The 23616-nt window shown below is 72.7% G+C and carries 24 protein-coding genes and 1 pseudogene; 10 read left to right on the top strand and 15 right to left on the bottom strand.

Annotated elements, in window-relative coordinates:
* Positions 1 to 12 precede the first annotated feature (12 nt).
* Genes ACIBG6_RS26295 through ACIBG6_RS26305 form a run of 3 tightly spaced genes read left to right on the top strand, consistent with a single transcriptional unit; the run spans position 13 to position 2010 of the window.
* Positions 13 to 942, top strand: coding sequence for an AraC family ligand binding domain-containing protein (locus ACIBG6_RS26295; RefSeq protein WP_399225054.1), 930 nt, complete (start codon positions 13 to 15; stop codon positions 940 to 942).
* A gap of 10 nt (positions 943 to 952) precedes the next feature.
* Positions 953 to 1696 (top strand): AzlC family ABC transporter permease, encoded by a 744-nt coding sequence (locus ACIBG6_RS26300; protein ID WP_399225055.1) that lies wholly within the window; start codon positions 953 to 955, stop codon positions 1694 to 1696.
* Positions 1693 to 2010 (top strand): AzlD domain-containing protein, encoded by a 318-nt coding sequence (locus ACIBG6_RS26305; RefSeq protein WP_317599741.1) that lies wholly within the window; start codon positions 1693 to 1695, stop codon positions 2008 to 2010. The genes ACIBG6_RS26300 and ACIBG6_RS26305 overlap by 4 nt, the downstream gene beginning before the upstream one ends.
* Before the next feature lie 72 nt (positions 2011 to 2082).
* Here ACIBG6_RS26305 and ACIBG6_RS26310 read toward each other — a convergent pair whose 3' ends face one another.
* Together ACIBG6_RS26310 and ACIBG6_RS26315 are read right to left on the bottom strand one after the other, a co-directional pair.
* On the bottom strand, positions 2083 to 3423 hold the full coding sequence (locus ACIBG6_RS26310) for an MFS transporter (protein WP_399225057.1): 1341 nt from the start codon (positions 3421 to 3423) through the stop codon (positions 2083 to 2085).
* Positions 3420 to 4784, bottom strand: a complete 1365-nt coding sequence (locus ACIBG6_RS26315) for an alkyl sulfatase dimerization domain-containing protein (RefSeq protein ID WP_399225059.1) — start codon at positions 4782 to 4784, stop codon at positions 3420 to 3422. Before ACIBG6_RS26315 ends, ACIBG6_RS26310 begins: the two co-directional genes overlap by 4 nt.
* A 137-nt stretch (positions 4785 to 4921) precedes the next feature.
* Here ACIBG6_RS26315 and ACIBG6_RS26320 point away from each other — a divergent pair, with 137 nt between their 5' ends.
* Entirely contained in the window at positions 4922 to 6136 is a 1215-nt protein-coding gene (locus ACIBG6_RS26320; protein ID WP_399225060.1) for a PucR family transcriptional regulator, read from the top strand.
* Positions 6137 to 6242: 106 nt separating this feature from the next.
* Here ACIBG6_RS26320 and ACIBG6_RS26325 read toward each other — a convergent pair whose 3' ends face one another.
* On the bottom strand, positions 6243 to 7172 hold the full coding sequence (locus ACIBG6_RS26325) for a hypothetical protein (RefSeq protein ID WP_399225061.1): 930 nt from the start codon (positions 7170 to 7172) through the stop codon (positions 6243 to 6245).
* 79 nt (positions 7173 to 7251) lie between these two features.
* Here ACIBG6_RS26325 and ACIBG6_RS26330 point away from each other — a divergent pair, with 79 nt between their 5' ends.
* Together ACIBG6_RS26330 and ACIBG6_RS26335 are read left to right on the top strand one after the other, a co-directional pair.
* The gene (locus ACIBG6_RS26330) at positions 7252 to 7446 is read left to right on the top strand and encodes a DUF3046 domain-containing protein (RefSeq protein ID WP_399225062.1); all 195 of its coding nucleotides are present in this window, start codon (positions 7252 to 7254) and stop codon (positions 7444 to 7446) included.
* Positions 7447 to 7664: 218 nt separating this feature from the next.
* Complete coding sequence (locus ACIBG6_RS26335; protein ID WP_399225382.1) at positions 7665 to 8795, top strand: AI-2E family transporter; 1131 nt, start codon at positions 7665 to 7667, stop codon at positions 8793 to 8795.
* A gap of 58 nt (positions 8796 to 8853) precedes the next feature.
* Here the strand turns inward: ACIBG6_RS26335 and ACIBG6_RS26340 are convergent, their stop codons facing one another.
* The 4 genes and pseudogenes from ACIBG6_RS26340 to ACIBG6_RS26355 form a co-directional block, all read right to left on the bottom strand.
* Positions 8854 to 9633 carry a cytochrome d ubiquinol oxidase subunit II gene (locus tag ACIBG6_RS26340; protein WP_399225063.1) on the bottom strand — a complete coding sequence of 260 codons (780 nt, stop codon included), beginning with the start codon at positions 9631 to 9633 and terminating at the stop codon, positions 8854 to 8856.
* Between the two features lie 94 nt (positions 9634 to 9727).
* A complete protein-coding gene (locus ACIBG6_RS26345) occupies positions 9728 to 11071 on the bottom strand; it encodes a cytochrome ubiquinol oxidase subunit I (RefSeq protein ID WP_399225064.1) in 1344 nt (447 codons plus the stop codon).
* A gap of 131 nt (positions 11072 to 11202) precedes the next feature.
* A pseudogene (locus ACIBG6_RS26350) lies at positions 11203 to 11879 on the bottom strand (response regulator).
* A complete protein-coding gene (locus ACIBG6_RS26355) occupies positions 11876 to 13201 on the bottom strand; it encodes a sensor histidine kinase (RefSeq protein ID WP_399225065.1) in 1326 nt (441 codons plus the stop codon). The pseudogene ACIBG6_RS26350 and the gene ACIBG6_RS26355 overlap by 4 nt, the downstream one beginning before the upstream one ends.
* Positions 13202 to 13329: 128 nt before the next feature.
* On the opposite strand from ACIBG6_RS26355, the gene ACIBG6_RS26360 reads away from it, so the two are divergent.
* The 4 genes from ACIBG6_RS26360 to recX all read left to right on the top strand — a co-directional run bounded on the left by ACIBG6_RS26360 (position 13330) and on the right by recX (position 16934).
* Positions 13330 to 14151 (top strand): SGNH/GDSL hydrolase family protein, encoded by an 822-nt coding sequence (locus ACIBG6_RS26360; protein WP_399225067.1) that lies wholly within the window; start codon positions 13330 to 13332, stop codon positions 14149 to 14151.
* A gap of 58 nt (positions 14152 to 14209) precedes the next feature.
* Complete coding sequence (locus tag ACIBG6_RS26365; protein WP_399225068.1) at positions 14210 to 14956, top strand: hypothetical protein; 747 nt, start codon at positions 14210 to 14212, stop codon at positions 14954 to 14956.
* A gap of 270 nt (positions 14957 to 15226) precedes the next feature.
* On the top strand, positions 15227 to 16363 hold the full coding sequence (gene recA / locus ACIBG6_RS26370) for a recombinase RecA (protein ID WP_317599766.1): 1137 nt from the start codon (positions 15227 to 15229) through the stop codon (positions 16361 to 16363).
* Positions 16364 to 16367: 4 nt separating this feature from the next.
* Positions 16368 to 16934 carry a recombination regulator RecX gene (gene recX / locus ACIBG6_RS26375; RefSeq protein ID WP_317599767.1) on the top strand — a complete coding sequence of 189 codons (567 nt, stop codon included), beginning with the start codon at positions 16368 to 16370 and terminating at the stop codon, positions 16932 to 16934.
* 43 nt (positions 16935 to 16977) lie between these two features.
* On the opposite strand, the gene ACIBG6_RS26380 is transcribed toward recX, so the two are convergent.
* From ACIBG6_RS26380 to ACIBG6_RS26415, 8 genes are all read right to left on the bottom strand, one after another.
* Complete coding sequence (locus tag ACIBG6_RS26380; RefSeq protein ID WP_399225069.1) at positions 16978 to 17415, bottom strand: rhodanese-like domain-containing protein; 438 nt, start codon at positions 17413 to 17415, stop codon at positions 16978 to 16980.
* Positions 17416 to 17426: 11 nt separating this feature from the next.
* Positions 17427 to 17939: a cysteine dioxygenase gene (locus ACIBG6_RS26385; RefSeq protein WP_399225070.1), complete on the bottom strand. Its 513-nt coding sequence runs from the start codon at positions 17937 to 17939 to the stop codon at positions 17427 to 17429.
* A 127-nt stretch (positions 17940 to 18066) separates the two neighbouring features.
* Positions 18067 to 18153, bottom strand: a complete 87-nt coding sequence (locus tag ACIBG6_RS26390) for a putative leader peptide (RefSeq protein WP_358477332.1) — start codon at positions 18151 to 18153, stop codon at positions 18067 to 18069.
* A gap of 33 nt (positions 18154 to 18186) precedes the next feature.
* A complete protein-coding gene (locus ACIBG6_RS26395) occupies positions 18187 to 19995 on the bottom strand; it encodes an FAD-dependent monooxygenase (RefSeq protein ID WP_399225071.1) in 1809 nt (602 codons plus the stop codon).
* A gap of 192 nt (positions 19996 to 20187) precedes the next feature.
* Entirely contained in the window at positions 20188 to 21078 is an 891-nt protein-coding gene (locus ACIBG6_RS26400; protein WP_399225072.1) for an amino acid ABC transporter permease, read from the bottom strand.
* Positions 21075 to 21749, bottom strand: a complete 675-nt coding sequence (locus ACIBG6_RS26405) for an amino acid ABC transporter permease (RefSeq protein ID WP_399225074.1) — start codon at positions 21747 to 21749, stop codon at positions 21075 to 21077. The genes ACIBG6_RS26400 and ACIBG6_RS26405 overlap by 4 nt, the downstream gene beginning before the upstream one ends.
* Positions 21750 to 21870: 121 nt before the next feature.
* Entirely contained in the window at positions 21871 to 22692 is an 822-nt protein-coding gene (locus ACIBG6_RS26410; RefSeq protein WP_399225076.1) for a glutamate ABC transporter substrate-binding protein, read from the bottom strand.
* Positions 22693 to 22745: 53 nt separating this feature from the next.
* Positions 22746 to 23531: an amino acid ABC transporter ATP-binding protein gene (locus ACIBG6_RS26415; protein WP_317599780.1), complete on the bottom strand. Its 786-nt coding sequence runs from the start codon at positions 23529 to 23531 to the stop codon at positions 22746 to 22748.
* Positions 23532 to 23616 lie beyond the last annotated feature (85 nt).

Below are 23616 nucleotides of genomic sequence, written 5' to 3' on the forward strand. Positions count from 1 at the left end.
CAGAATGGAGGCATGGCGAGCGGGGAGCGGGCACGGTACTGGCAGTACTCCGAGCTGCCCGGCGTCGACCTGCTGCACGCCCACTACATCCACAAGGCCTTCGCCCGGCACACCCACGAGAGCTTCGTCTTCGCCGCGATCACCGAGGGCGTCGAGGCCTTCCACTACCGCGACGAACTGGTCCACGCAGGGCCCGGGCAGATCGCCCTGGTCAACCCCGACACCCCGCACACCGGGCACGCGGGCGTGCCCGAGGGCTGGACCTACCGCACGATCTACCCGGACGCCGGGCTCGTCCGGTCGATCGCCGCCGACACCCTCGCGCTGCGCGGCTCGGTCGGATTCACCGCGCCCGTCATCGACGACCCGTACGCCGCACGGCTCGTCGTGGGCGTCCACCGGGCAGCGGAAGAGGGCAACGCGCTCGCCGCCGACAGCCTGCTCCGGCTCGTCACGGCACGGATGCTGCGCAGTCACGGCGGGCTGATCACCCCGCTCCCGCCCCGCTCCGCCGGCGCGCGGAACGCGGCACGCGCGCGTGCCGTCCTGGAGGAGCGGATGGCCGACCCGCCGACCCTGGAACGGCTCGCCGCCGACCTCGGCACCAGCCCCTTCGCCCTCCTGCGGGCCTTCCGGGACGCGTACGGGATGCCGCCGCACACCTGGCTCACCGACGCGCGCGTGCGGCGGGCCAGGCGGCTGCTCGACGCGGGGACGCCCCCGGCGGACGCGGCCGTCGCCGTCGGCTTCACCGACCAGCCGCACCTCAACCGGCACTTCACGCGGAGCGTCGGGGTGCCACCGGGGGCCTACCAGCGCGCGCGGGGGACCGGCGGTGGGGCCGGAGGCGGGACCGGCGGTTCCGTTGGATCCGGTGGTTCCGGTGACTCTGCGGGCGGCGGTGCAAGAACGTACAAGACCGGGCAGCCGCCGCGTACGTAACGTCCCTGACGTGGCAGAACAGACAGCACCTCCCGTCATACGGGACGACGGCGCACGGGCGAAGCCCGACGCCGCCGTCGTCCGCGACGCCCTCGGCGTCGGCGTCGCCGTCGGACTCTCCGGCTTCGCCTTCGGCGTGACCTCGGCCGGCGCCGGCCTCACCCTCCTGCAGACCTGCGTGCTCAGCCTGCTCGTCTTCACGGGCGCCTCGCAATTCGCCCTCGTCGGCGCGCTGGCCGCGGGCGGCAACCCCTTCACGGCGGCAGCCGGGGCCTTCTTCCTGGGCACGCGCAACGCCTTCTACGGGCTGCGGCTCTCCCAGCTCCTCGCCCTGCCGAAGGCCGTCAGGCCGTTCGCCGCGCACTGGGTGATCGACGAGACCACGGCGGTCGCGCTCGCCCAGCCGTCCCGGCGGGCCGCGCGCCTCGGCTTCACCCTCACCGGTCTCACGCTGTACGTCCTGTGGAACCTGACCACGTTCCTCGGGGCGCTCGGCGCCGAGGCGATCGGCGACACCACCGCCTGGGGCCTGGACGCCGCCGGACCCGCCGTCTTCCTGGCCCTGCTCGCCCCCATGCTGAAGTCGGCGACCGAGCGCGCCACCGCCGGCATCGCCGTCCTCCTCGGCCTCGGACTACTCCCCGTCCTGCCGGCCGGGGTCCCGGTCCTCGCGGCGGCGCTCGCCGCGCCCCTGGTCCTGTGGTTCCAGGGCCGCCGTATGTCCCCGACCGGACGAGAGGAAGCCCCCCGATGAACACGACGCACGTGTGGATCGCGATCGGCCTCACCGCCGTCGGGTGCTACCTGGTCAAGCTCCTCGGCCTGCTCGTCCCCGCGGGCGCACTGGAACGACCGCTCGTCCAGCGGCTGGCGGCGCTGCTCCCCGTCGCCCTGCTGGCCGCGCTCACCGCGCAGCAGACGTTCGCCACGGGCGCCTCCCTCGTCCTGGACGCCCGGGCCGCCGGACTCGCGGCCGCCGCCCTCGCGCTCGTCCTGCGCGCTCCGTTCCTGGTCGTCGTAGGTGTGGCCGTCGTCGTCACGGCGGGGGTACGGGCCCTCGGCTGGTGAGCCCCGGGCCCGTACGAGCCCCTTCAGCGGCCCGTACAGAGCCCCTTCAGCGGGCCCGGGGCCCACCAACCATCAGTGCGCCACCGGGACCCCCAACGACGGAGTCTCCGGGACCCCCAGCCGGTCCGCGTCGCGCTCCGGGCGGAGGAACAGGGCCGTCAGGGCGCCCGCCACCGCGAGCAGACCGGCCGTGAACAGCCAGCCGTTCTCGTACCCCTGGGCCGTCGTCGCGCCCGCGTCGACGATCCCGCCGAGGACCAGTGGCGCCAGGACCCCGCCCAGAGCGAAGACGCACACCACGGCGCCGAGCACGACCCCGCGCTGCGCGGGCGGGGTGATCCGGGCGACCGTCGTCTGACTCACGGTCATCATCGGCAGCGCGAGGGCCATCGGGCCGAACATCATCGGCACCCGCAGCCAGTCCGCTCCCGCCGTCGCGAAGACCGTCACCGCCGCGGCGGAGAGCAGGAGCAGCACCCCGGCGCCCGCGCCCGCGGGGAGACGGCCGGGGCGTCCGCGCCGGGCCGCGCGCTGCGCGACCACGCCGTGCACCAGCAGGACGACGCCGTTGGCGACGGCTCCCGCGCCCACCATCAGACCGGCACGGTGCGCGTCCCAGCCGAGGACGGTCTCCAGGTAGTCCGGCAGCCAGGTCAGCTTCGAGCTCATCAGCCAGTACGCGGCGAACGACCCCACGCTCGCGGTCAGGAACGTGCCGCTCAGCAGGATCCTGCGCAGCGGCACCTCCCGCGTCGCGGCCTCCGCCCCGTCGCCGCGCCGCGCGGCCGGACCGACCGGCGGCGCGAGCGGCCCCTCGGAGCCGTACCGGCGCCACACCACGGCCCAGACCAGGCCGATCACGCCGACCGTGCCGAAGGCCCAGCGCCAGCCCCACCCGGAGATCACCGCGGACAGGACGGGCGCGGCGACCGCGACCCCGGCGGCCGCGCCCACCATCAGGACGGCCGTCGGGAGGTTCCGGTCCCGCTGTCCGAACCAGCCGTGCAGATGGTGGACCGCGACCGGGGCCGCCGGCCCCTCCGCCGCACCGAGCAGCACACGCGTGAGGACCAGCGTCCCGAAGCCGGCGGCCGCCCACACCATCGGCAGCTGGGCCGCCGACCACAGCAGGGCCATCCCGAGCAGCAGGACCGAGGTCCGCACCTTCTTCGTCAGGGCCGACACGGCGAGCGCCGAGACCGAGAAGAGCGCGAAGAACGCCGCCTGCGACGCCCCGAACTCCTGCCGGGTGATGCCGAACTCGCGCATGATGTCCGGCCCGGCGAGCCCGAGGACGGCCTTGTCCGCGAAGTTGACCAGCATGAATCCGAGCAGCAGCCAGGTCGTCCCCCAAGGGCTGACCCGCGCCGTCACGCCCTTCGCGGCTCCGGCGCCCGTCGCGTCCCGGCTCATCCGCAGCACAGGTCCTCGTCCGCGACCACACCCACGCTGATCGCGCCGGCGGCCCGCTCGCGACCGGCGGCCGACCGGGTCAGCTCCGTCGTCACGTCCGTGCCCTCGGCCACCGCCGCGGACTCCGCCGCCGCCCAGTGGAACACCCCGCGCGCCATGGTCGACGTCTCGTGGCCCGCCCGCGCCCCGTACACGCGGGCCCGGATCCGGGCCACCTCGACGTCCTCGGGGGCCGCGAGCGCGGCCGTCTCCGCCAGGTGCGAGGCCAGCCGCGGATCCCCCTCGTCCAGGAGCCGCGCCGCCCGCTCGGCGAGGGCGAGCGCCCCGCCCGCCGCGTCGGCCAGCTCGGCGGCGACCGCGGCCTCCGGCGCCGGCTTCAGGTTCGCCGGGTTCTGGTCGTACCAGCCGCCCCACAGCCGCCACAGGTTGCGGACGACGAACTCCGGCTCGTCGTAGGCGGGGTGGAGGTACGGCTTCGCGAGCAGCTCGGCGGGGACCTTCACGCCGTGGATGACCGCGTCGAGCCGCAGCCCCGCGTTCATCAGGTCACGGGTCTGTGAGCAGAGTGATTCGAGCAGGGTCGCCGTGTCGTCGAGGGCCGTCGCCACCCGGTCCGCGCCGACGATCGGGATGCCGTGGCCCGGCAGCAGGACCTCGGCGCCCAGCTCGCCCATGGCGCGCAGCGCCCGCGCCCACTCCTCCGGGTAGCGCTGCACCTTCTGCGGGTTGCCGGCGTTGGGGGAGTTCCAGATGAAGAGATCACCCGTGCAGAGGGTTTTGAGCTCCGGCACCCATACATAGGTGTGGTCGTCCGTCTCCCCGCGCGCGTGGAACAGCTCGAACGTCAGCTCGCCGTGACGGACGGTCAGCCGGTCCCGGTACGTCGTGTCCGGATAGCGGTACTCCGTCGGCCATTCGAGGCCCGGCACGCCGAACTGGCGCCGGTTGATCCAGGAGTTGTAGCCCGAGGTCTCCACGTACCGGTCGAAGCGGGCGGCCACCGCCTCGTGGGCGATCACCTCGGGCCGTACGGGCTCGGCGTCGAAGGGGGCGACGCCGAAGACGTGGTCGACGTGGCCGTGCGTGTAGACGACGGCACGGACCGGGTCCGGGCTGAAGGCGCGGACCGCCGTGTGCAGCAACCCGGCGGTGCGGAGGTCGCCGGAGTCGACCAGGACGAGGCCCGCGCCCGTGTCGAAGGCGGCCACGTTGGCGAAGGCCGGGAAGAAGCCGATCCGGTCACGGACCGGGATCAGCTCCCCGGACGTGAACGCGCCCGTGAGATGCGGCAGCAGGCTCTCCTCACCCCGCCAGACACGGTCGGCGTAGTCGATGTACGTACGCGGGTTGTGCTCGGTCATACCAGCGGCTCCTTCGGTGCGGTACGGCGGAACGCCTGGGCACCGAGTTTCGGCCTGTCACGTGCGCCGCGACATCCCGCGGTGTCACAGCTTTCGCGCGTGTGTACTGTGACCCGTCACAGTCGAGGAGGACCGTCGTGCCGGAGATCTCCGAAGGGGCCCGCGCGCTCGCCCTGCGCTGCGAGGCCCGGACCAACGAACTGGCCCGCAGAATGACCAGGGACTCCTTCGCCCGGCTGCCCGGCTACGACCGCCTCCCCGACGAGATGAAGGACGTCGAGATCGCGGCGACCGTCCGCCACGGCGTGCGGCTCTTCCTCCGCCGCGCCCTCGCTCCGGAGACCGGGGAGCGCGGCGCCATGCGGCTGTTCCGCGAGCGGGCCGCGCAGCGCGCCGAGGAGGGCATGCCGCTCCACCTCCTCCTGCGCAGTCACGCCCTCGGCATGTACGTGCTGTGGCAGGCGCTGCGCGAGGTCGCGCGGCCCGGCGACGAGGCCGCCCTCGTCGAGCTCGCCGACCTGCTCCTGGAGGCCCAGCAGGGCATCGTCGGCGCCGTCGCCGAGACCTACCTCGACGAACGCTCCGCCCTGGAGACCGAGCGGCGGGCCCAGCGCCGCTCGCTGCTCCGCGGGCTCCTCGACGGAACGCTGCCTCCGGACCGGCTCGCGGCGGCGCCCTTCGGGATCGACGGGCCCTGCCTCGTGCTCGCCGTCGGCGTCGACGGAGCGGGCGCCCCCGCTCCCGTGGCCGATCCCGGCGAGGGGGACGTGGCGGCCCGCAGACGGCTGCGCCGCGTCCAGACGGCCCTGGACCACTGCTTCGGCGTGGAGGTGCCCGCCCTCCTCGACGTCGGTACGGAGCCGGGGCGGGCGATCGTCCCCGGCGCCCCCGAACCGCCGGAGGACCTGGCGAGGCGGCTCTCCCGGGCCGCGGGCGCCACGCTGCGGGTCGCCGTCGTGCCCGCCGAGGGCCCGGGGGAGGTGCCGGAGGCGGCCCGTACGGCGGGGGAGGTCCTTCGGGTAGCCGCCGGGTGCGGACTGCCGCCCGGGCTGCACCGGCTCGACGACGTACTCCTGGAGTACCACCTGTCGCGGCCCGGGGAGAGCGGCCGGCGGATCGCGGCCCTCCTCGACCCCGTCGCCGACCGGCCGGAACTCCTCGACACCCTCCGCGCCCACCTCGCCCACGGGCAGGACCGGCGCGCCACGGCCACCGCGCTCGGGCTGCACCCCAACACCGTCGACAACCGGCTCGCCCGGATCGCCGAACGGACCGGCATCGATCTGGCGACGCCGAGGGGCACGGCGACGGCCCTCGCGGCGCTGCTGCTGCGCGAGACGCCGGAGGGGTAGGAGGGGTAGGAGGGGTAGGAGGTCGCCCGGGGGAGACCGCCGAGGGGAGGCCCCGGCCGCCCAGGGGAGACCGCCGCGCGGGAGGCCGCCGCCCGGGGAGGCTCCGTCAGTCGACGGGGCGGCCGTGCGCCCGGAGGGTGCGCAACGCCTCGACGGTGACGATCGGGCGCCATTCCAGGGCCGACCCGGGAGCCCAGGCCCGCCAGCGGATCGGCCAGCCGCCGTCCTCCTCCTGGTCGGCCGCGAGCCGGTCCAGCGAACGGGCCATCTCCTCGTCCGTGAACCAGCCGGCCGCCAGCGAATGTGGCACGCGCGCGTAGTCGTGCGGGAAGTGGTGCTCGCCGGGCGCGTACCCGTCCGGGACCGGGTAGTCGTCCGGCCGGTCCGGATCCAGGACGGCGAGCCGCTGCTCGCGCACCAGCCTCCCCAACCGGTCGGCCGCCGCCTCCGCGCGCGGCCGGTCCGGGGCCCCGTCCAGGAAGGCGACGGCGGCCTGGATCTCGTACGGATGGGACTTCTCCAGCGCCTCCACGGCGGCCCAGCAGTACTCGGTGGCCCGGAACAGCCACGCGTGCCACACCTGGTTGCGGTGGAGCAGTCCGACGATCGGGCCGGTCGTGAGCAGGGCGCTCGGCGGGGCGTCGACGACCGGGACGAACGGTGCCGAGGGGTAGCCTCGCTGGGACGGGTGGATCGCCGGCAGGGCGCCCTCGTGCGTCGAGATGTCGGTGAGGTAGCGGCAGATCCGTTCCACGCGCATGCCGCCGCAGCGGCCGATCGACTCCAGGACCCGGAGGGCGTGCGCGGTGTGGAGGGGCTGGCTGACCGGTCCGCGCAGATCGGGTTCGAGCGCGTGGCCGTAGCCGCCGTCCGCGTTCAGGTACGCCGTGAGGGCCGTCTCGACCTGGTCCGCGCCACCGCGCAGGAAGTGGTAGGCGAACCGGCGCTGTTCGAGGACACGGGCCGTCAGCCAGACGAAGCGCTCGGCACGGGCCAGCGGAGTCGGGGGCGGCGAGGAGAGGGGTTTTTCGGCCATGCTCCGACCGTAGGGCGGAAAGTCGCGGAGACAAGGCCTGCGGAGCGGGCTGCACTCTTGGGAGCGGGATACTGGCGTCATGCGGTTGACGATTTTCTGGGAGCGGATGGCGGACCACTTCGGTGCGTCCTACGCGGATTCCTTCGCGCGTGACCATGTGATGGCGGAGCTCGGCGGGCGGACGGTGCAAGGCGCCCTGGACGCCGGCTGGGAGGCCAAGGACGTATGGCGGGCCGTCTGCGCCGCGGTCGACGTACCGGCCGACAAGCGATGAGCGGCCGGTAACCGACGGGGCTGCCGGAGGATGTGCGGGGTCGCGGGTGGAATGTCCGTGCGGTGCGCGAGACTGGCGGGGTGGCCCCGACTGACGACACCGAAAAGACAGACCTGACCCAGCCGACCCAGCCGACCGAGCCGACCCACCGGACCGCGGCGTCCGGGTCCGGGGACTCGACCGTCCCACCGGCGGCTCCGTGGCAGACCGCCGCGCGGATGCCCCGCTGGCTGCCCCGCGCGATCGTCCTGGCCCTCGCGCTCTACGCCTGTTTCCTGCTGGGCAACTGGGCCTTCCACCAGCTCATCGGCCTGCTCGTCAACATCCTGCTCGCGTTCTTCCTCGCCCTCGCCATCGAGCCGGCGGTCGGGCGCATGGCGGCGCGCGGGATGCGCCGCGGTCTCGCCACCTTCCTCGTCTTCTTCGGCGTCCTGGTCTTCAGCGTCGGCTTCGTCGTCCTCCTCGGCTCGATGCTCGCCGGGCAGATCGTGGACATGGTCGAGAACTTCCCCAAGTACCTCGACTCGGTGATCAACTGGATCAACCAGACCTTCCACACGGAGCTGTCGCGGGTCGAGGTCCAGGACAACATCCTGAGCTCCGACTGGCTGCAGAAGTACGTACAGAACAGCGCGTCCGGCGTGCTCGACGTCTCGGCCACCGTCCTCGGCGGTCTGTTCCGACTCCTGATGATCTTCCTCTTCGCGTTCTACTTCGCGGCCGACGGGCCCCGGCTGCGGCGCGCGCTCTGCTCCGTCCTGCCGCCCGCCCGGCAGACCGAGGTGCTGCGGGCCTGGGAGATCGCGGTCGACAAGACCGGCGGCTACCTCTACTCGCGCGGCCTGATGGCCCTGATCTCCGGCGTCGCCCACTTCGTGCTCTTCGAGATCCTGGACGTGCCGTACGCGCCGGCGCTCGCGGTCTGGGTCGGCTTGGTGTCGCAGTTCATCCCGACCATCGGCACCTACCTGGCCGGCGCCCTGCCGATGCTCATCGCCTTCACCGTCAACCCCTGGTACGCGCTGTGGGTGCTCTGCTTCGTCGTGATCTACCAGCAGTTCGAGAACTACGTACTCCAGCCGAAGCTCACCTCGAAGACGGTGGACATCCACCCGGCGGTGGCGTTCGGGTCGGTGATCGCGGGGACGGCGCTGCTCGGCGCCGTCGGCGCGCTGATCGCGATTCCGGCCGTGGCCACCTTGCAGGCCTTCCTCGGTGCCTATGTGAAGCGGTACGACGTGACGGACGACCCGCGCGTCCACGGCCACCGGAGGTACGGCGAGGCCGTGGTGGCACGGCTGCAGAAGGCCCTGCACCACAAGAAGGAGGCCTCGTCGGACGACTCCTGAGCCGGGGGAGCGTCGCCCTGGCTCGGAGGGGCGCCCCGGATCGGGGGGCCGCCGTGGCTCAGAGGTACGACGGGCGGGTGACCCGGTGCCGGAAGGCATGCCAGGTCCAGGCCTGGACCGCCACGAGGAGCGGGGTGACGACGAGAAGGGCGGGGACGAGCAGGGTCAGCGTGGCGGGGGAGGCGGCCTTGTCGGCCAGCGGGAGGCCCGTGCCCGCCCAGAGCGGCAGCCCGCCGAGGAGGACGCCGGTGAGGGCGAAGGACTGCCACGGGCGTCCGGCGCGTCCGACGAGCCTGCGGGCCCGCTCGTACGGGAGTCCCGTGAGCCGGAGCGTGGCGAACCCCAGCCCGTGCGCGGCGAACAGGGCGGCCACGGCCAGGGCGGTGAGCACGGCCGTCGCGCCGGTCGCCGGTGCGTAAGGCCGCCCGGTCAGCAGGGCCGCGAGCAGCCAGCCCCAGGAGAGGGCGACCGCCCAGCTCCCGCACGTCACGGCGGTGTCGCAGCCGGCGCGCCAGCGCGGCCCCGGGCCACGGCCGCGCGACCAGAGCCCCGCGTCCCGGACGATCCAGCCGGTCAGCAGGGCGACGAGCACCGGGGCCTGGCCGCTCAGGAGCTCCCCTTCGAGGGCGGGGAAACAGCCGACGAGTACGCCCGCGGTGGCGACGAGCCAGACCTCGTTGCCGAGGAAGAAGGGCGCGAAGGAGGTGAGGACGAGCCGCCGCTCGCGGTCCCCGCGGCCGAGCCAGGGAGTGAGCATGCCGGTGCCGATGTCCGCCCCGGCGAGCACGAACCAGCCCGCGGCGAAGAAGGCGAGCAGGACGATGGCCAGGGTCTCCACGGGGGCTCCTCGGGTCGGCGGCGGCGGCGGTGGTGGTGGTGGGTCTGTACGCGGGTCTGCGGCTTGGTCTGCGGCTCGGGTCTGCGGCGGGTCATCAGTAGCGGGGGGCCGGCAGGGCGTCCGCGGGATCGGGCGACGGGGCGGACGACGGCGGCCCCGTCCCCTCGTCGGCGCCGTCCGGGTCCGGGCCGTCGCGTTCCGGCCGCTCGTCGTGGCCCAGCCCGGATTCCACGGGGCCCCGGCGGGCGTGCCGGGCGAGGAGCCAGGCGTTGAGGAGGGCGAGCAGGACGAAGACCGTGGTGAAGACGGTGAGGGAGAGCCGCATGGTGCCGGGGGAGAGGTCCGAGACGGCGTCCTCCGTCTTCAGCAGTCCGTAGACGACCCAGGGCTGTCGGCCGGACTCCCGGAAGACCCAGCCACTGATCATCGCGAGGTACGGCAGCGGTACGGCGGCCATCAGGACGAGATGCCACAACCGGAACCGGAAGACGACCTTCTTGAAGCAGGCCAGGATCGCCCCGGCGAAACACAGGTACATCATCAGGGCGAAGCTGATCAGCATCACCAGACCGCCGCCCCGGGTCCAGGCCTCCGAGGGCACGTAGTCACCGGGCCCGAACCGGGCCGACAACTCCGCCTGGAGCCGCGCGATCTCGGCCGCCTTTCCGCTGAAGACGGCCGACTTCATCGGCTGGAAGGTGGTGAGGGTGGCGAACTGGATCCCGCCGAAGACCGCGGCGGCCATCAGCGCGGGCACGGAGACGAACACCCCGATCCGCAGGCTGCGCCCGAAGAACTCCCACTCGGGGCTGCGGCGGAAGAGGTGGTACGCGCTCACCCCGGCCATGAAGAACCCGGCGGTGAGCAGCGCCCCCGCGAGGACGTGCCCGAAGGCGAGGAGCGCCGAGGGGTTCGTGAGGACGGCGACCGGGTCGTCCAGGACGAGCTCGCCGTTCTCGGAGGAGTACCCCACGGGGTGGTTCAGGAAGCCGTTGGAGACGAGGATCCAGTACGCCGAGAGGTAGGCGGTGAGGGCGACGATCCAGATGGCCGCCAGATGGGCCCAGCGGTTGAGCCGGTGCCATCCGAAGATCCACAGGCCGAGGAAGGTCGACTCGACGAAGAAGGCCACGATGGTCTCCACCGCGAGCGAGGCGCCCAGGATGTTGCCCGCCTCGTGGGTGAGGCCGCTCCAGGCCATGCCGAACTGGAACTCCATCACCAGACCGGTGACGATTCCGACCGCGTAATTGATCACGTACAGCTGGCCCCAGAAGCGCACCATCCGCGCGTCCTGCGGCTTGCCGCTGATCGTGGCCCGGGTCTGGAGCGCGGCCACGACGGTGACGAGACCCAGGGTGAGGGCGACGAAGAGGAAGTGGCCGCCGGCGGTGAGCGCGAACTGCAGCCGTGCGAGATCGAGTACGTCCTGATTCACCCCGCCAGTGTTCGTGTACGGTCACGGGCTTGGCGTCGGCCCGGGGAGGACACCTGGCGTACCCCACGGGTTGTGCCGGCCCACGCGCGCGTACCCCGGGAGTTGTGGCTCCGGCCCCTGACCCCTAAGGGTCAGGCCAGCCAGCCCGGAGTGATCATCCCCGACTCGTACGCCAGGACGACCAGCTGCGCACGATCGCGTACGGCCAGCTTGGTCATGATCCGGCTGACGTGGGTCTTGGCGGTGGCGGGGGAGAGGACGAGGCGGCCGGCGATCTCGTCATTGGAGAGCCCCGCGCCCACGAGGCCGAGCACCTCGCGCTCGCGCTCGGTGAGGGCGTTCAGGCGGGGGCTCGGGTCCGGCTGCCGCCCGGCGCCGCCGGCGCGTTCGGCGAACTCGGCGATGAGACGGCGGGTCACGGCGGGGGCGATCAGGGCGTCGCCGCGCGCCACGACCCGTACGGCGTGCAGGAGTTCCATCGGCTCGGTGTCCTTGACCAGGAAACCCGACGCACCCGCGCGCAGCGCGCCGTACACGTGGTCGTCGGCGTCGAACGTGGTCAGGACGACCACCCGGACGCCTTCGAGCCGCTCGTCGGAGGAGATCCGCCGCGTGGCCTCGAGACCGTCGAGCCCGGCATGCGGATGTCCATCAGGACCACGTCCGGGAGGGTTTCGCGGGCGAGGGCGACGGCCTGCTCGCCGTCCCCGGCCTCGCCGACGACCTCGATGTCGTCCTCGTCGGACAGGATCGACCGGAAGCCGGCCCGGACCAGGGTCTGGTCGTCGGCGAGCACGACACGGATCATCGGGGGTCCCCTTCGGGAGCGGGTGTTGTGGGTGCGGTGGTTGCCGGTGGTGCTGTCGGTGTCGTGAGCGGGAGTCTGGCGTCCACGAGGAAGCCGGCGTCCGTGTTCCGGGCGGTGAGCTCGCCGCCGAGCGCGCGGGCCCGTTCCGCCATGCCCCGGATACCGCTGCCCGCGGGTCCGCCCTCGGGCGCGCCCCCACCGTCGTCGGCGATGCGCAGCCGCAGCACGCGCGTGCCCGCGCGCGTACGCGTGGCCGTGTCGGGGGCGACGGAGTCGTCGGAGGCGGCGGAGGTGGCGTCCGGATCCGCGTCCCAGTCGAGGGTGATCCGTACCGTACGGGCCCCGGCGTGCCGGGTCACGTTCGTCAGCGACTCCTGCACGATCCGGTACGCGGCGAGGTCGACCGGCGGCGGTAGCGGTACGGGTGTGCCCGTGACGTTCGTACGGACGTCGAGTCCCGCGCTCCGGGCCCGCTCCGCGAGGTCGCCGAGGAGAGCGAGGCCGGAGGCCGGGGAGGTGGGCGTGGCCTCGTCGGCCCGGCGCAGCACGCCGAGCGTGGCCCGCAGCTCGCGCAGCGCGTCCTTGCTGGTGGACTTCACCGCCTCCAGGGCCTCGGCGGCGGTGGCGAGCCCGGCCTCGGGGGCCGGGTTCTTGCTCAGCCGGTGCAGCGCGGCGCCGGACTGGACGTTGATGAGCGAGACGCTGTGGCCGAGGATGTCGTGCAGCTCCCGGGCGATCCGCAGCCGCTCCTCTGTGGCGCTCTGCCGGGCCCGGGCCTCCTGCTCCCGCTCCGCGGCGAGCGCGCGCTGCTCGATCTCGTGCAGATACGCGAGCCGGGTCCGCTGGGCGCGGCCCACGGCGACGAGGCTGATCAGCCAGCCGGCCAGCATGGCGAGCGAGGTGTCGTCGATCTGCCGGTGCCCCGGCTGCTGCCGGATCTCGCCGAGGCCGACCGCGAGCAGGGTGACGGCGGCGAGCGCGACGGCGGCGGCGAACCGGCCCTCGGCGGCGGTCGTGTAGAGCGCGAGCGCGAAGGCGATCATCAGGGGGCCGTCCTGGGCGGACAGCGGGTAGTAGACGACGCAGGCGAGCAGCGTGACGACGGCGACGGCGACCGGTCGCCGTCGCCGGAAGTAGAGGGCCCCGCAGCCGATCAGGACGAGCGCCCAGCCGAGCACCGTGCGGAGCGCCGGTTCGCTCGCGTACAGCCCGGAGACGAGCGTCCAGAGCGCCACGACGGCCAGGACGACGCATGCCACGAGCGCGTCGGCGGTCCGCGGCGACAGGCGGCCGCCGGGGCGGTCGCGGAGGGGGACGGACATGCGTCGAAGGATAGGCGGCGGGTGGTCGAGGGGCCCGTGTTCGCCCCTCCTGACGTCCTTCGGCCGGACGATGGGGGTTGAGTTGTATAGTCAAAAAAGTGAGTAAGCGGGGGAAGGGTGGAGGCCTCATGTCGGACGGCACGTTTCTGCGGTACGTCGCCCTGGGCGACAGTCAGACCGAAGGAGTCGGCGACGGCGACGACACCGTCGGTCTGCGCGGCTGGGCGGACCGGCTCGCCGAGCTGCTCGCCCGCGACGACCCGGACGCGCGGTACGCCAACCTGGCCGTGCGCGGCCGCCTCGCCGGCCAGGTGCGCGCCGAGCAGTTGGCCCCGGCGCTCGCGCTGCGACCCGACCTGGCCACGGTCGTCGCGGGGGTCAACGACCTGCTGCGGCCCGGCTTCGACGCGGACGTGACGGCCGGACACCTGGAGGCGATGTTCGCCGCCCTGGTCGGCCAGGGGGCCCGGGTCGCGACCCTCACGTTCCCCGACATCGGCCGGCTGATCCCGGCGGCCCGCCCGGTCGCGTCCCGGGTGCGGGACCTCAACGAGCGCATCCGGGAGGCCGGAGGCCGGCACGGCGTCACGGTCGTCGAGACCTCGCACCACCCGGTCGTCACCGATCCCCGGCTGTGGAGCGCCGACCGGCTGCACGCCGGCCCGCTCGGCCACGCGCGGATCGCCGCCGCGGTCGCCCAGGCCCTCGACCTGCCCGGCAGCGACGACTCCTGGACCCGGCCGCTGCCCGGGCCACCGCTCCCCGTGCGTACGGGCGTGCGTGCGGCGGGCGCCGAACTGCGCTGGGCCGGGGCCTTCCTCGGTCCCTGGCTGGGCCGGCGCCTCCGCGGCCGCTCGTCGGGCGACGGCCGCCGGGCCAAGCGCCCGGAGCTGTCGCCGGTGTCGGCGGCCGGAGGCCGGTCGTTGCCGGTGGAGGGCGGTCGTCAGTAGGTTCGGGCGTCGTCGGTACCTTTCGGGCCGGTGAGGCGTGAATGACCGGGGGTGGCGGGTGAGCGGGACGGACCCGGACCCGGGTGACGGCCGAGACGCTCGTACGGGCGCGCTCGCCCGGGTGGTCACCGAGCGGTTCGGACTCGACGCCGACGGGTACCGGCACGGGCCGTGCCGGGCCGAGCGCGGCGCCGCCGACGACGCGTGGACGCTGGTGTGGACCGACGGGCCGACGGTCGAGCAGGTGCTGCGGGAGCTCGGATCGCAGGGGGAGGGCGTGCGCTGTCGGCGCCTGCTCTCGGAGGAGACCGTCGCCCTCGGTGCCGTACGGCTGGCGACGGAGGGTGCGCCCGGTGTCCGGCCGGTGATCACCCCCGAGGCCGTGGAACGGCTCTGGTACGACGTGCCGTCCCCGCGGCCCGCCACCGAGCGGGAGCGCGCGCTGGTCTACGCGGTGGTCTACGAGGCCCACGACAACGCGCGCAGCAACCGGGTCGCGGACGGCCGGATCTGTGACCTGGTGGCCACGGCGGGCCTCGCGTGGTTCCTGAAGCGCATGCGGGACCCGCTCACCCCCGCGGAACTCCTGACGGCGCGGTACGCGGCGGCCCACGGTCACCTGGCCTGGAAGTACCGGCTGACGCCGATGGCCGTGCCGGCGCTCCTCCGGGCCGTCCTCGCGGACCGCCGCGCCTCGCCCGAGCTGCTCACCGCGGCTCTCGCCCTCGCGTCCGAGCCGGACGACGGCCCGTACGCGTCCGAGGCGGCCACACTGGGAGAGCGCCTCCGCCGCCCGTGGCCGTGATCCCCCGGTGGAGTGCGGGGCGCGCGTCGCGGCCGTGGCCGGCGCCGAGCTCGAGCGGCTCCCGGACCCCGGCGGAACGGAAGACGGAGGCCGCGTGGCGCGCTTGACACTAAAATCGAACATCCATTCTGATGGAGGTCCGGCCCCTGGAATCGCGGGCTTGTCGGCGAGTTGTCCACAGGCCGGAGGGGACGTCGGGGCCCATTGTCAGTGGCAGGGGTTAGCGTCTTTCACATGAAGCGATCGACTCAAGCAAACCGGGTGGAACCCATGGCAGGAACCGACCGCGAGAAGGCGCTCGACGCCGCACTCGCACAGATTGAACGCCAATTCGGCAAGGGCGCCGTGATGCGCATGGGTGACCGCGTCCAGGAGCCGATCGAGGTGATCTCCACCGGATCGACCGCGCTCGACATCGCGCTCGGTGTCGGCGGCCTGCCTCGCGGCCGTGTCGTGGAGGTCTACGGACCGGAGTCCTCCGGTAAGACGACCCTGACGCTGCACGCCGTGGCCAACGCCCAGAAGGCCGGCGGCCAGGTCGCCTTCGTGGACGCCGAGCACGCCCTCGACCCCGAGTACGCCAAGAAGCTCGGCGTCGACATCGACAACCTGATCCTGTCGCAGCCGGACAGCGGCGAGCAGGCCCTCGAGATCGTCGACATGCTGGTCCGCTCCGGCGCCCTCGACCTGATCGTCATCGACTCCGTCGCCGCGCTCGTCCCGCGTGCGGAGATCGAGGGCGAGATGGGCGACTCGCACGTCGGTCTGCAGGCCCGTCTGATGAGCCAGGCGCTCCGGAAGATCACCGGCGCGCTCAACCAGTCCAAGACCACCGCGATCTTCATCAACCAGCTCCGCGAGAAGATCGGCGTGATGTTCGGCTCGCCGGAGACCACGACCGGTGGCCGAGCCCTGAAGTTCTACGCCTCGGTGCGCCTCGACATCCGCCGCATCGAGACCCTCAAGGACGGCACGGACGCGGTCGGCAACCGCACCCGCGTCAAGGTCGTCAAGAACAAGGTCGCGCCGCCGTTCAAGCAGGCCGAGTTCGACATCCTCTACGGCCAGGGCATCAGCCGCGAGGGCGGCCTGATCGACATGGGCGTGGAGCACGGCTTCGTGCGCAAGGCGGGTGCTTGGTACACGTACGAGGGCGACCAGCTCGGCCAGGGCAAGGAGAACGCCCGTAACTTCCTGAAGGACAACCCCGACCTCGCCGACGAGATCGAGAAGAAGATCAAGGAGAAGCTGGGCGTCGGCGTCAAGCCCCAGGCTCCGACGGCCGAGCCCGGTGCGGACGCGGCGACCAGTGCCGACGCGGCCGGCGCGGACGACGCCGCCAAGACCGTCCCGGCGCCCGCGACCAAGACCGCGAAGGCGACCAAGGCCACCGCGGCCAAGAGCTGAACCGGTGACCGGTCGCACCGAATGGCCGGGTGACGGCCCCGACTCGTCGAGGGCCGAGAAGGAGCCGTCACCCCAGGATCCGGCTGAGCGGGCGCGCGCGATCTGCCTGCGCCTGCTCACCGGGACCCCCCGCACGCGCAAGCAGCTGGCCGATGCCCTGCGCAAGCGGGAGATCCCCGACGACGTGGCGGAGGAGATCCTCTCCCGCTTCGAGGACGTCGGGCTCATCGACGACGCCGCCTTCGCGGGGGCCTGGGTGGAGTCCCGCCACCACGGCCGGGGCCTCGCCCGCCGTGCCCTCGCCCGCGAGCTGCGGACCAAGGGCGTCGAGCCGGCGCTGATCCAGGAGGCGGTCGACCAGCTCGACTCCGAGCAGGAGGAGGCCAGGGCGCGCGAACTCGTCGACCGCAAGCTGCGGGCCACCCGAGGCCTGGAGAGAGACCGGCGCCTGCGCCGCCTCGCGGGGATGCTCGCCCGCAAGGGATACCCCGAGGGCATGGCCCTCCGTGTCGTCCGGCAGGCGCTGGAGGCCGAGGGCGAGTCCACGGACGGGCTGGACGAGTCCTTCTGACCCGGGGGGGGAGAGAAGGACTCGTCCGTCCTGTCGGTATCGGTCAGGCGGGGGGAGACGGGAGCAGGACCGGGAGGCCCGCTGCCTTCCAGGCCTGGAAGCCGCCGACGAGGTCGGTCGCGCGGTGCAGCCCCAGGCGGCGGAGCGACTCGACCGCGAGGGAGGAGGCGTAGCCCTCGTTGCAGAGCACGACCACCCGCAGGTCGTGGCTGTCCGCCTCCGGTGCGCGGTGGCTGCCCAGGGGGTCGAGCCGCCATTCCAGCTCGTTGCGCTCCACGACCAGCGCGCCCGGGATCAGCCCGTCCCGTTGGCGCAGGGCCGCGTAGCGGGTGTCCACCAGGAGTGCGTCACCCGCCTCGTACGCCTTGTGCGCGGCGCGGGGCTCGATGCGGTCGATGCCCGCCCTGACCCGTTCGAGCAGTTCGTCGATGCCCACTCGTTCCCCGGTGAGGCGGCCGTCGGTCACTCGTTCCGTGCTCACGCGTTCCGTGCTCACTGCCAGTCCTCCGGGCGCTCGACCTGCTCCAGGCGGAGTACCGCGCCCGCTCGGCTGAACCGCCGGATCAGGGGGAGCGGCGGATAGTACGCGTGCACCGACACCGCGTGGGTGTCCGGGGATTCGTTGAGCACCTCGTGCACGTGGTGGCGGCCGAAGGCCCGGCCGGCCCCGTCCGCCAGCCGGCGGGAGCGATCGAGACCGTCGGCCAGCTCCAGGGTCTTCCAGCCGCTCGCCGGCAGCCGGACCGCGAGGGCGTTCTCGGTCAGCGCCCCGCGTGCGGTGGCGAAGGCGCCCAGCGACTCCGCGTGGTCGTGCCAACCGGTGCCCGTGCCGGGCGGCCAGCCGATGAGCCAGGCCTCGCTGCCGCCGGGGCCGTCGAGCCGTACCCACGTACGGCCCTCGGGGTCGAGCGGCAGGGAGTCGACGAGGTCCCGGTCGGCGGCCGTCCGGCGGACGAAGTCGAGGAGTTCGGCCGCCGTCGGGGCGGCGGAGGGGGGCGTGGACACGACGGGGGAGGGAGTGGGGACACGCTGGGGCACGGATGACCGTCCTGAGGTTCGCGACTGGCGCGCGACGGCACCGGGCACACGGACGGACGTCAGTGGCGGGGCGCGCGCGGGGAAGGGGGCGAAGTCAGCAGGACGGGCGACACATGCAGCCCGCATAGCGGACGAGGTCCATATGGACCCTCCGCCACAGGCGCACATCGGTGTCGGTCACGCTCCGGAGTACACCATGCGCGCCCGCGCGGAATCAATGGATGTCCACCGTGTGGTCACTGTCGGCGGGCATCTCGACGGACAACTCGGCGGCAACCTCCACAGGAACCCCGACAGGAACGTCGGCAGGGAGCTTGGCCGACGCCTTGGTCGGCGCCTTGGCGGGCGCCTTCACGGACCCCTTGGCGGAGATCTCGGTGGACCCCCCGGCGGGATCCTCGGACGGCGTGTCCTCGGTGGCGGACCCGCCGCGGGCCGCGTCGGCCGCCGCGTACAGCTCCTCCGGACGGACCCCCGCGAAGGAGGCGACGAGATGCCCGTCGGGCCGGACCAGCAGGACGGCATGGGCCGGAGCACCCGGATACGCCTCGGTCACCAGGACCTCGGCCTTCGCCGGGAGGGCGCGGACGGCCTCTTCGAGCCGGGGCATCATGCCGGCGCTCCGCCAGTGACGGCGGTCCCACACGCCGGTTCCGGGGGCGACGAGGAGGACCAGGAGCCGGCCCTGACCGAGCCGGTCCCGGAGCCGTACGGTCGTGCCGTCCGGGGCGGTCACACGGACGTCCTCGACCGGGGCGCCGGTCGGAGTGCCCACCGGGGTCTGCCCGTCGGCGCTCGGAGGCGCGAGGGGGGAGTGCGGGTACGCGGGGGGCGCGCCGAGCGGGCCGCGCCCCACATGACCGTCGGTCAGCAGGGTGTCGTGGACGCGGGCAGCCCCGAGGAGGTACGTCCGCAGGCCACCGCCGCCGCGCAGCGCCGGCAGCGACTGGTCCGCCGCGCGCAGCCGGGAGGCGATGGCCGTCCGCCGCTCGCTCTGGTAGCTGTCGAGCAGCCGCTCCGAGGCGCCGTGGTGCCAGGTGTGGGCGAGTTTCCAGGCGAGGTTGTCCACGTCCCTGAGCCCCTCGTCGAGGCCCTGGGTACCGACCGCGCCGAGCAGATGCGCCGCGTCCCCGGCGAGCAGCACCCGGTCGACGCGCCAGCGGCGGGCGAGCCGGTGGTGCAGGGTGTGGACGCCGGTGTCGATGAGTTCGTACGGCGGTGTCACGCCGTCGCACCAGCCGGCCAGGGTCTCGCGGATGCGGGTGACCAGCGCGTCCGGGGTGACGAGCTCGCCGCGGGGCGGCAGCAGCCAGTCGATCCGCCACACGCCGTCGGGCAGCGGGCGGGCGGTGATCTCCTCGCCGGCGCCCCGCCACGGGGGCTGACGGTGCAGCAGGGCCTCGCCGGGCCAGGGGAGCTCGGTGCGCAGCGCGGCGACCGCGTGCCGCTCCACCGCCGTGCGGCCGGGGAAGCGGATGCCGAGCAGCTTGCGCACGGTGGACCGGGCCCCGTCGCAGCCGACGAGGTGGCTGCCGCGCCACCACGTGCCCTCCGGGCCCCTGGTGTGGGCGACGACCCCGTCCCGGTCCTGCTCGATCGTGTCGAGCCGGGCCTCGGTGACGAGCCGGACGAGCTTCTGGTGGGCGATCGCGTCGCGCAGCCCGCGTGCCAGGGCGTGCTGGGGGATGTGCAGGGGGGCGGCCGGGTCGGAGGGGGCGTCGGGGTCCTCGGACCACTCCTCCGTACCGCTGAGTCCCAGGTCGAGCGGGGTGTGGCGGGTCAGCTGACGGCGGCGCATGCTGCGCCAGCCGACCCAGCGCACGCCCTCGTCGCGGAGGGTGGTGCAGCCGAGGCGCTCGACCATGGCGGCCATGTCGGCGCGCAGGACGGCGGTCCGCGCGGGGCGCGGTTCCTCCTTGCCGGAGCCCTCGTCGAGGACGACGCTGGGTACGCCCTGCGCGGCGAGCGCGAGGGAGAGCGCGAGGCCGACCGGCCCAGCGCCCACGATGATCACCGGGTCCATGGCGCGGCTCCTGAAGGCCGGACGGTCATGAGGGCAGCACAGCTGAGTGTGGCACGAGCCCGGTGGTTGATCACAGACCGTATGCAACCCACTGAGGGTGCTTGCGTCAAGCGACGGGGTGGGCGCGGTGCGGTTGACATGAAGTCAGTACCGCTCCGGCCCACCCCTGTTGTCCCGCGGACCCCGTCGGGGTCAGGCGCCGCTGATGGTCTTCGTCTTCACTTCAGCGGGCCCCGCCTGGGCCGGGAGGGCCACCGAGGCGGACTTCTTGCCCTGTCGCAGCCGCTTCTCCAGCCAGCCGGCGCAGCTGGTCAGGGCGAAGTTGAGGGCGATGAAGATCAGTGCGATGACCGTCAGGGTGGCGATCGTGTTGGCGCCGTAGTTGGCCGTGATCTCCCGGTTCTGGCTGAGCAGCTCCGCGAAGCCGAGCATGGCGCCGCCGAGCGCGGTGTCCTTGACGATCACGACGAGCTGGCTGACCAGGGCGGGCAGCATGACGGTCACGGCCTGCGGCAGCAGGACGTACAGCATGGTCTGGCCCTTGCGCATGCCGAGCGCCTCGGCCGCGTCGCCCTGACCGCGGGGCAGCGAGAGCACCCCGGCCCGGACGACCTCGGCGATCACCGAGGCGTTGTAGAGCACCAGGCCGGTGACGACCGCGTACAGCGGGCGGAAGTCGGAGCTCACCGTCGTGAACTGGCGGTAGATCTGGTTCGCGAAGATCATCAGGAGCAGCACGGGGATGGCCCGGAAGAACTCCACGATCGCGCCGGAGGGTACCCGTACCCAGCGGTGGTCGGAGAGGCGACCGATGCCGAGGACCGCGCCGAGCGGCAGTGCGATCAGGATGGAGAGCCCGGCGGCCTTGAGGGTCTCGGTCAGGCCGGGCAGCAGGTACGTCGTCCAGGTCCGGGAGTCGGTGACGAACGGGCTCCACTTGTCCGCGTCCAGCTGGTTCTTCGCGTCCAGGGCGGCCAGGACCCACCAGCCCACCAGGGCGAAGGCCGCCAGGAAGACGATCGTGTAGACGACGTTGCGCCGTTTGGCGCGCGGCCCGGGGGTGTCGTACAGGACGGAGCTCATCGCTTCACCGCCAGTCGCTTCGCGGCCCAGCCCAGGAGCAGGCCGGTGGGGAGAGTGAGGACCATGAAGCCGAAGGCGAAGACGGCGAAGACGGCGAACAGCGCGTCGGCCTCGAACTCGATCATCGTCTTCATCAGGCTGGCCGCCTCGGCGGCGCTGATCGCGGCCGCGACGGTGGTGTTCTTGGTGAGGGCGATCAGGACATTGGCGAGCGGGGTCACCGCGCTGCGGAAGGCCTGCGGGAGCACCACCAGGGTGAGGACCTGGGTGAAGCTCAGGCCCAGCGCGCGGGCGGCCTCCGCCTGGCCGGGCGGCACGGTGTTGATGCCGGAGCGCAGCGCCTCGCAGACGAAGGTGCCGGTGTACGCGACGAGTCCGAGGATCGCGAGCCGGAAGCCGATGTCCTCGGAGCCCTTCCCGCCGAGCGTGATGAGCAGCGTCTGGTTGAGGCACAGCAGGCAGGCGACGATGACGACCGTCAGCGGAGTGTTCCGGACGATGTTGACGTACGTGGTCGCGAAGACCCGCATCAACGGGACCGGACCGACCCGCATCGCGACCAGGGCGGTGCCCCAGATCAGCGAGCCGATCGCCGAGAACAAGGTGAGTTTCGCCGTCACCCAGAAGGCGCCGAGCAGGTCGTACTGCCCGGAATCAAGAAAGTCGAACACGATGCCCCGCGCTCTCCCCTGGTGGTCGGTCGGTGTGGAGGCCGGTGCGTGGGCAGCGGCCGGTGCCGGTGTGACGGCCGCCCCTGAGCGGGGTGGCCGTCACAGCCGAGGCGGGGTCAGGTCAGTTCTCGACCTTGGGCGCGGGCTCGTACTTGTAGCCGGACGGGCCGAAGTGCTCCTTGACGAGCTTCTCCCAGGTGCCGTCGGAGACCATCTTCTCCAGCGCCTTGTTGATCTTGCCGCGAAGCTCGTCGTCGCCCTTCTTGAGGCCGATGCCGTACTTCTCGTCGGTCATCCGGAGACCGGCGAGCTTGAACTTGCCCGCGTGGTCCTTCTGCGAGGCGTAGCCCGCGAGGATGGAGTCGTCGGTGGTCAGGGCGTCGACGGCCTTGTTCTCCAGGCCCGTCAGGCACTCGGAGTAGCCACCGAGCTGCTGGAGGTCGGCCTTCGGGGCGAGCTTCTCCTTGACGTTCTGCGCGGAGGTCGAGCCGGTGACCGAGCAGAGCTTCTTGGCGTTGAGGTCCTCGACCTTGGTGATCGAGCTGTCGTCGGCGCGCACGAGCAGGTCCTGGTGGGCCAGGAAGTACGGACCGGCGAAGTCGACCTCCTTCTTGCGCTTGTCGTTGATCGAGTAGCTGGCGACGATGAACTTCACGTCACCGTTCTTGATCAGGTTCTCGCGCTCGGCGCTCGGCGACTGCTTGAAGTTGATCTTGTCCTCGGCGTAGCCGAGCTCCTTGGCGACGTAGCGGGCGACGTCCACGTCGAAGCCGGCGTACTTGCCGTCCGGGGTCTTCAGGCCCAGGCCGGGCTGGTCGAACTTGATGCCGACGGTGATCTTGTCGCCGTTGCTGCCGGAGTCGGAACCGGTGCCACAGGCGGTGGCGGTCAGCGCGAGGACGACGGCGGCCGCGGCGGCGGCGGAGGTGCTGCGAAGCTTCATGGTGGAACGTCCCTTGAGTAGGCGTGAGTTCGGAAGAATAGGTCCGAACTCGCTCAGTGGTGAAGGATCTTGGAGAGGAAGTCCTTGGCCCGGTCGCTGCGCGGGTTGCTGAAGAACTCCTCGGGCGACGCCTGCTCGACGATGCGTCCGTCGGCCATGAAGACGACCCGGTTGGCCGCGGAACGGGCGAAGCCCATCTCGTGGGTGACGACGACCATCGTCATTCCCTCCTGGGCCAGTTGCTGCATGACCTCCAGGACCTCGTTGATCATCTCGGGGTCGAGCGCGGAGGTCGGCTCGTCGAACAGCATGACCTTCGGGCCCATCGCGAGCGCACGGGCGATCGCCACGCGCTGCTGCTGGCCGCCGGAGAGTTGCGCCGGGTACTTGTCCGCCTGGGTGCCCACCCCGACACGGTCGAGCAGGGCGCGGGCCTTGGTCTCTGCGGCCTTCTTCTCCGTCTTGCGGACCTTGATCTGTCCCAGCATCACGTTCTCGAGCACCGTCTTGTGCGCGAAGAGGTTGAACGACTGGAAGACCATGCCGACATCGGAACGCAGCCGGGCGAGCTCCTTGCCCTCCGCGGGCAGCGGCTTGCCGTCGATGGTGATGGTGCCGGAGTCGATGCTCTCCAGCCGGTTGATCGTTCGGCACAGCGTCGACTTGCCGGACCCGGAAGGCCCGATGACGACCACGACTTCGCCGCGGGTGATCGTCAGGTCGATGTCCTGGAGGACGTGCAACGCGCCGAAGTGCTTGTTGACCTCGGACAGGACGACCAGGTCGTCCGCGTTGCGCGGGGCGTCCTCGGGACCCTTGGACACTGACACTCCGCTCATGGGCCTCTTGCTCCGTCCTGCTCGGTTGGGGAGGACACTAGAGACCCGATGAGACGACCGTCATCACATCTGAGCGGAAATTGAG

The organism is Streptomyces sp. NPDC050842 (assembly GCF_044456565.1).
Taxonomy (GTDB): domain Bacteria; phylum Actinomycetota; class Actinomycetes; order Streptomycetales; family Streptomycetaceae; genus Streptomyces.

Coding starts and splice junctions, on each gene's coding strand:
- ACIBG6_RS26295 (WP_399225054.1), top strand. CDS start 13: ATGGCGAGCGGGGAGCGGGCACGGTACTGGCAGTACTCCGAGCTGCCC.
- ACIBG6_RS26305 (WP_317599741.1), top strand. CDS start 1,693: ATGAACACGACGCACGTGTGGATCGCGATCGGCCTCACCGCCGTCGGG.
- ACIBG6_RS26310 (WP_399225057.1), bottom strand. CDS start 3,423: ATGAGCCGGGACGCGACGGGCGCCGGAGCCGCGAAGGGCGTGACGGCG.
- ACIBG6_RS26315 (WP_399225059.1), bottom strand. CDS start 4,784: ATGACCGAGCACAACCCGCGTACGTACATCGACTACGCCGACCGTGTC.
- ACIBG6_RS26325 (WP_399225061.1), bottom strand. CDS start 7,172: ATGGCCGAAAAACCCCTCTCCTCGCCGCCCCCGACTCCGCTGGCCCGT.
- ACIBG6_RS26330 (WP_399225062.1), top strand. CDS start 7,252: ATGCGGTTGACGATTTTCTGGGAGCGGATGGCGGACCACTTCGGTGCG.
- ACIBG6_RS26335 (WP_399225382.1), top strand. CDS start 7,665: ATGCCCCGCTGGCTGCCCCGCGCGATCGTCCTGGCCCTCGCGCTCTAC.
- ACIBG6_RS26355 (WP_399225065.1), bottom strand. CDS start 13,201: ATGTCCGTCCCCCTCCGCGACCGCCCCGGCGGCCGCCTGTCGCCGCGG.
- ACIBG6_RS26360 (WP_399225067.1), top strand. CDS start 13,330: ATGTCGGACGGCACGTTTCTGCGGTACGTCGCCCTGGGCGACAGTCAG.
- recA (WP_317599766.1), top strand. CDS start 15,227: ATGGCAGGAACCGACCGCGAGAAGGCGCTCGACGCCGCACTCGCACAG.
- ACIBG6_RS26395 (WP_399225071.1), bottom strand. CDS start 19,995: ATGGACCCGGTGATCATCGTGGGCGCTGGGCCGGTCGGCCTCGCGCTC.
- ACIBG6_RS26400 (WP_399225072.1), bottom strand. CDS start 21,078: ATGAGCTCCGTCCTGTACGACACCCCCGGGCCGCGCGCCAAACGGCGC.
- ACIBG6_RS26410 (WP_399225076.1), bottom strand. CDS start 22,692: ATGAAGCTTCGCAGCACCTCCGCCGCCGCCGCGGCCGCCGTCGTCCTC.
- ACIBG6_RS26415 (WP_317599780.1), bottom strand. CDS start 23,531: ATGAGCGGAGTGTCAGTGTCCAAGGGTCCCGAGGACGCCCCGCGCAAC.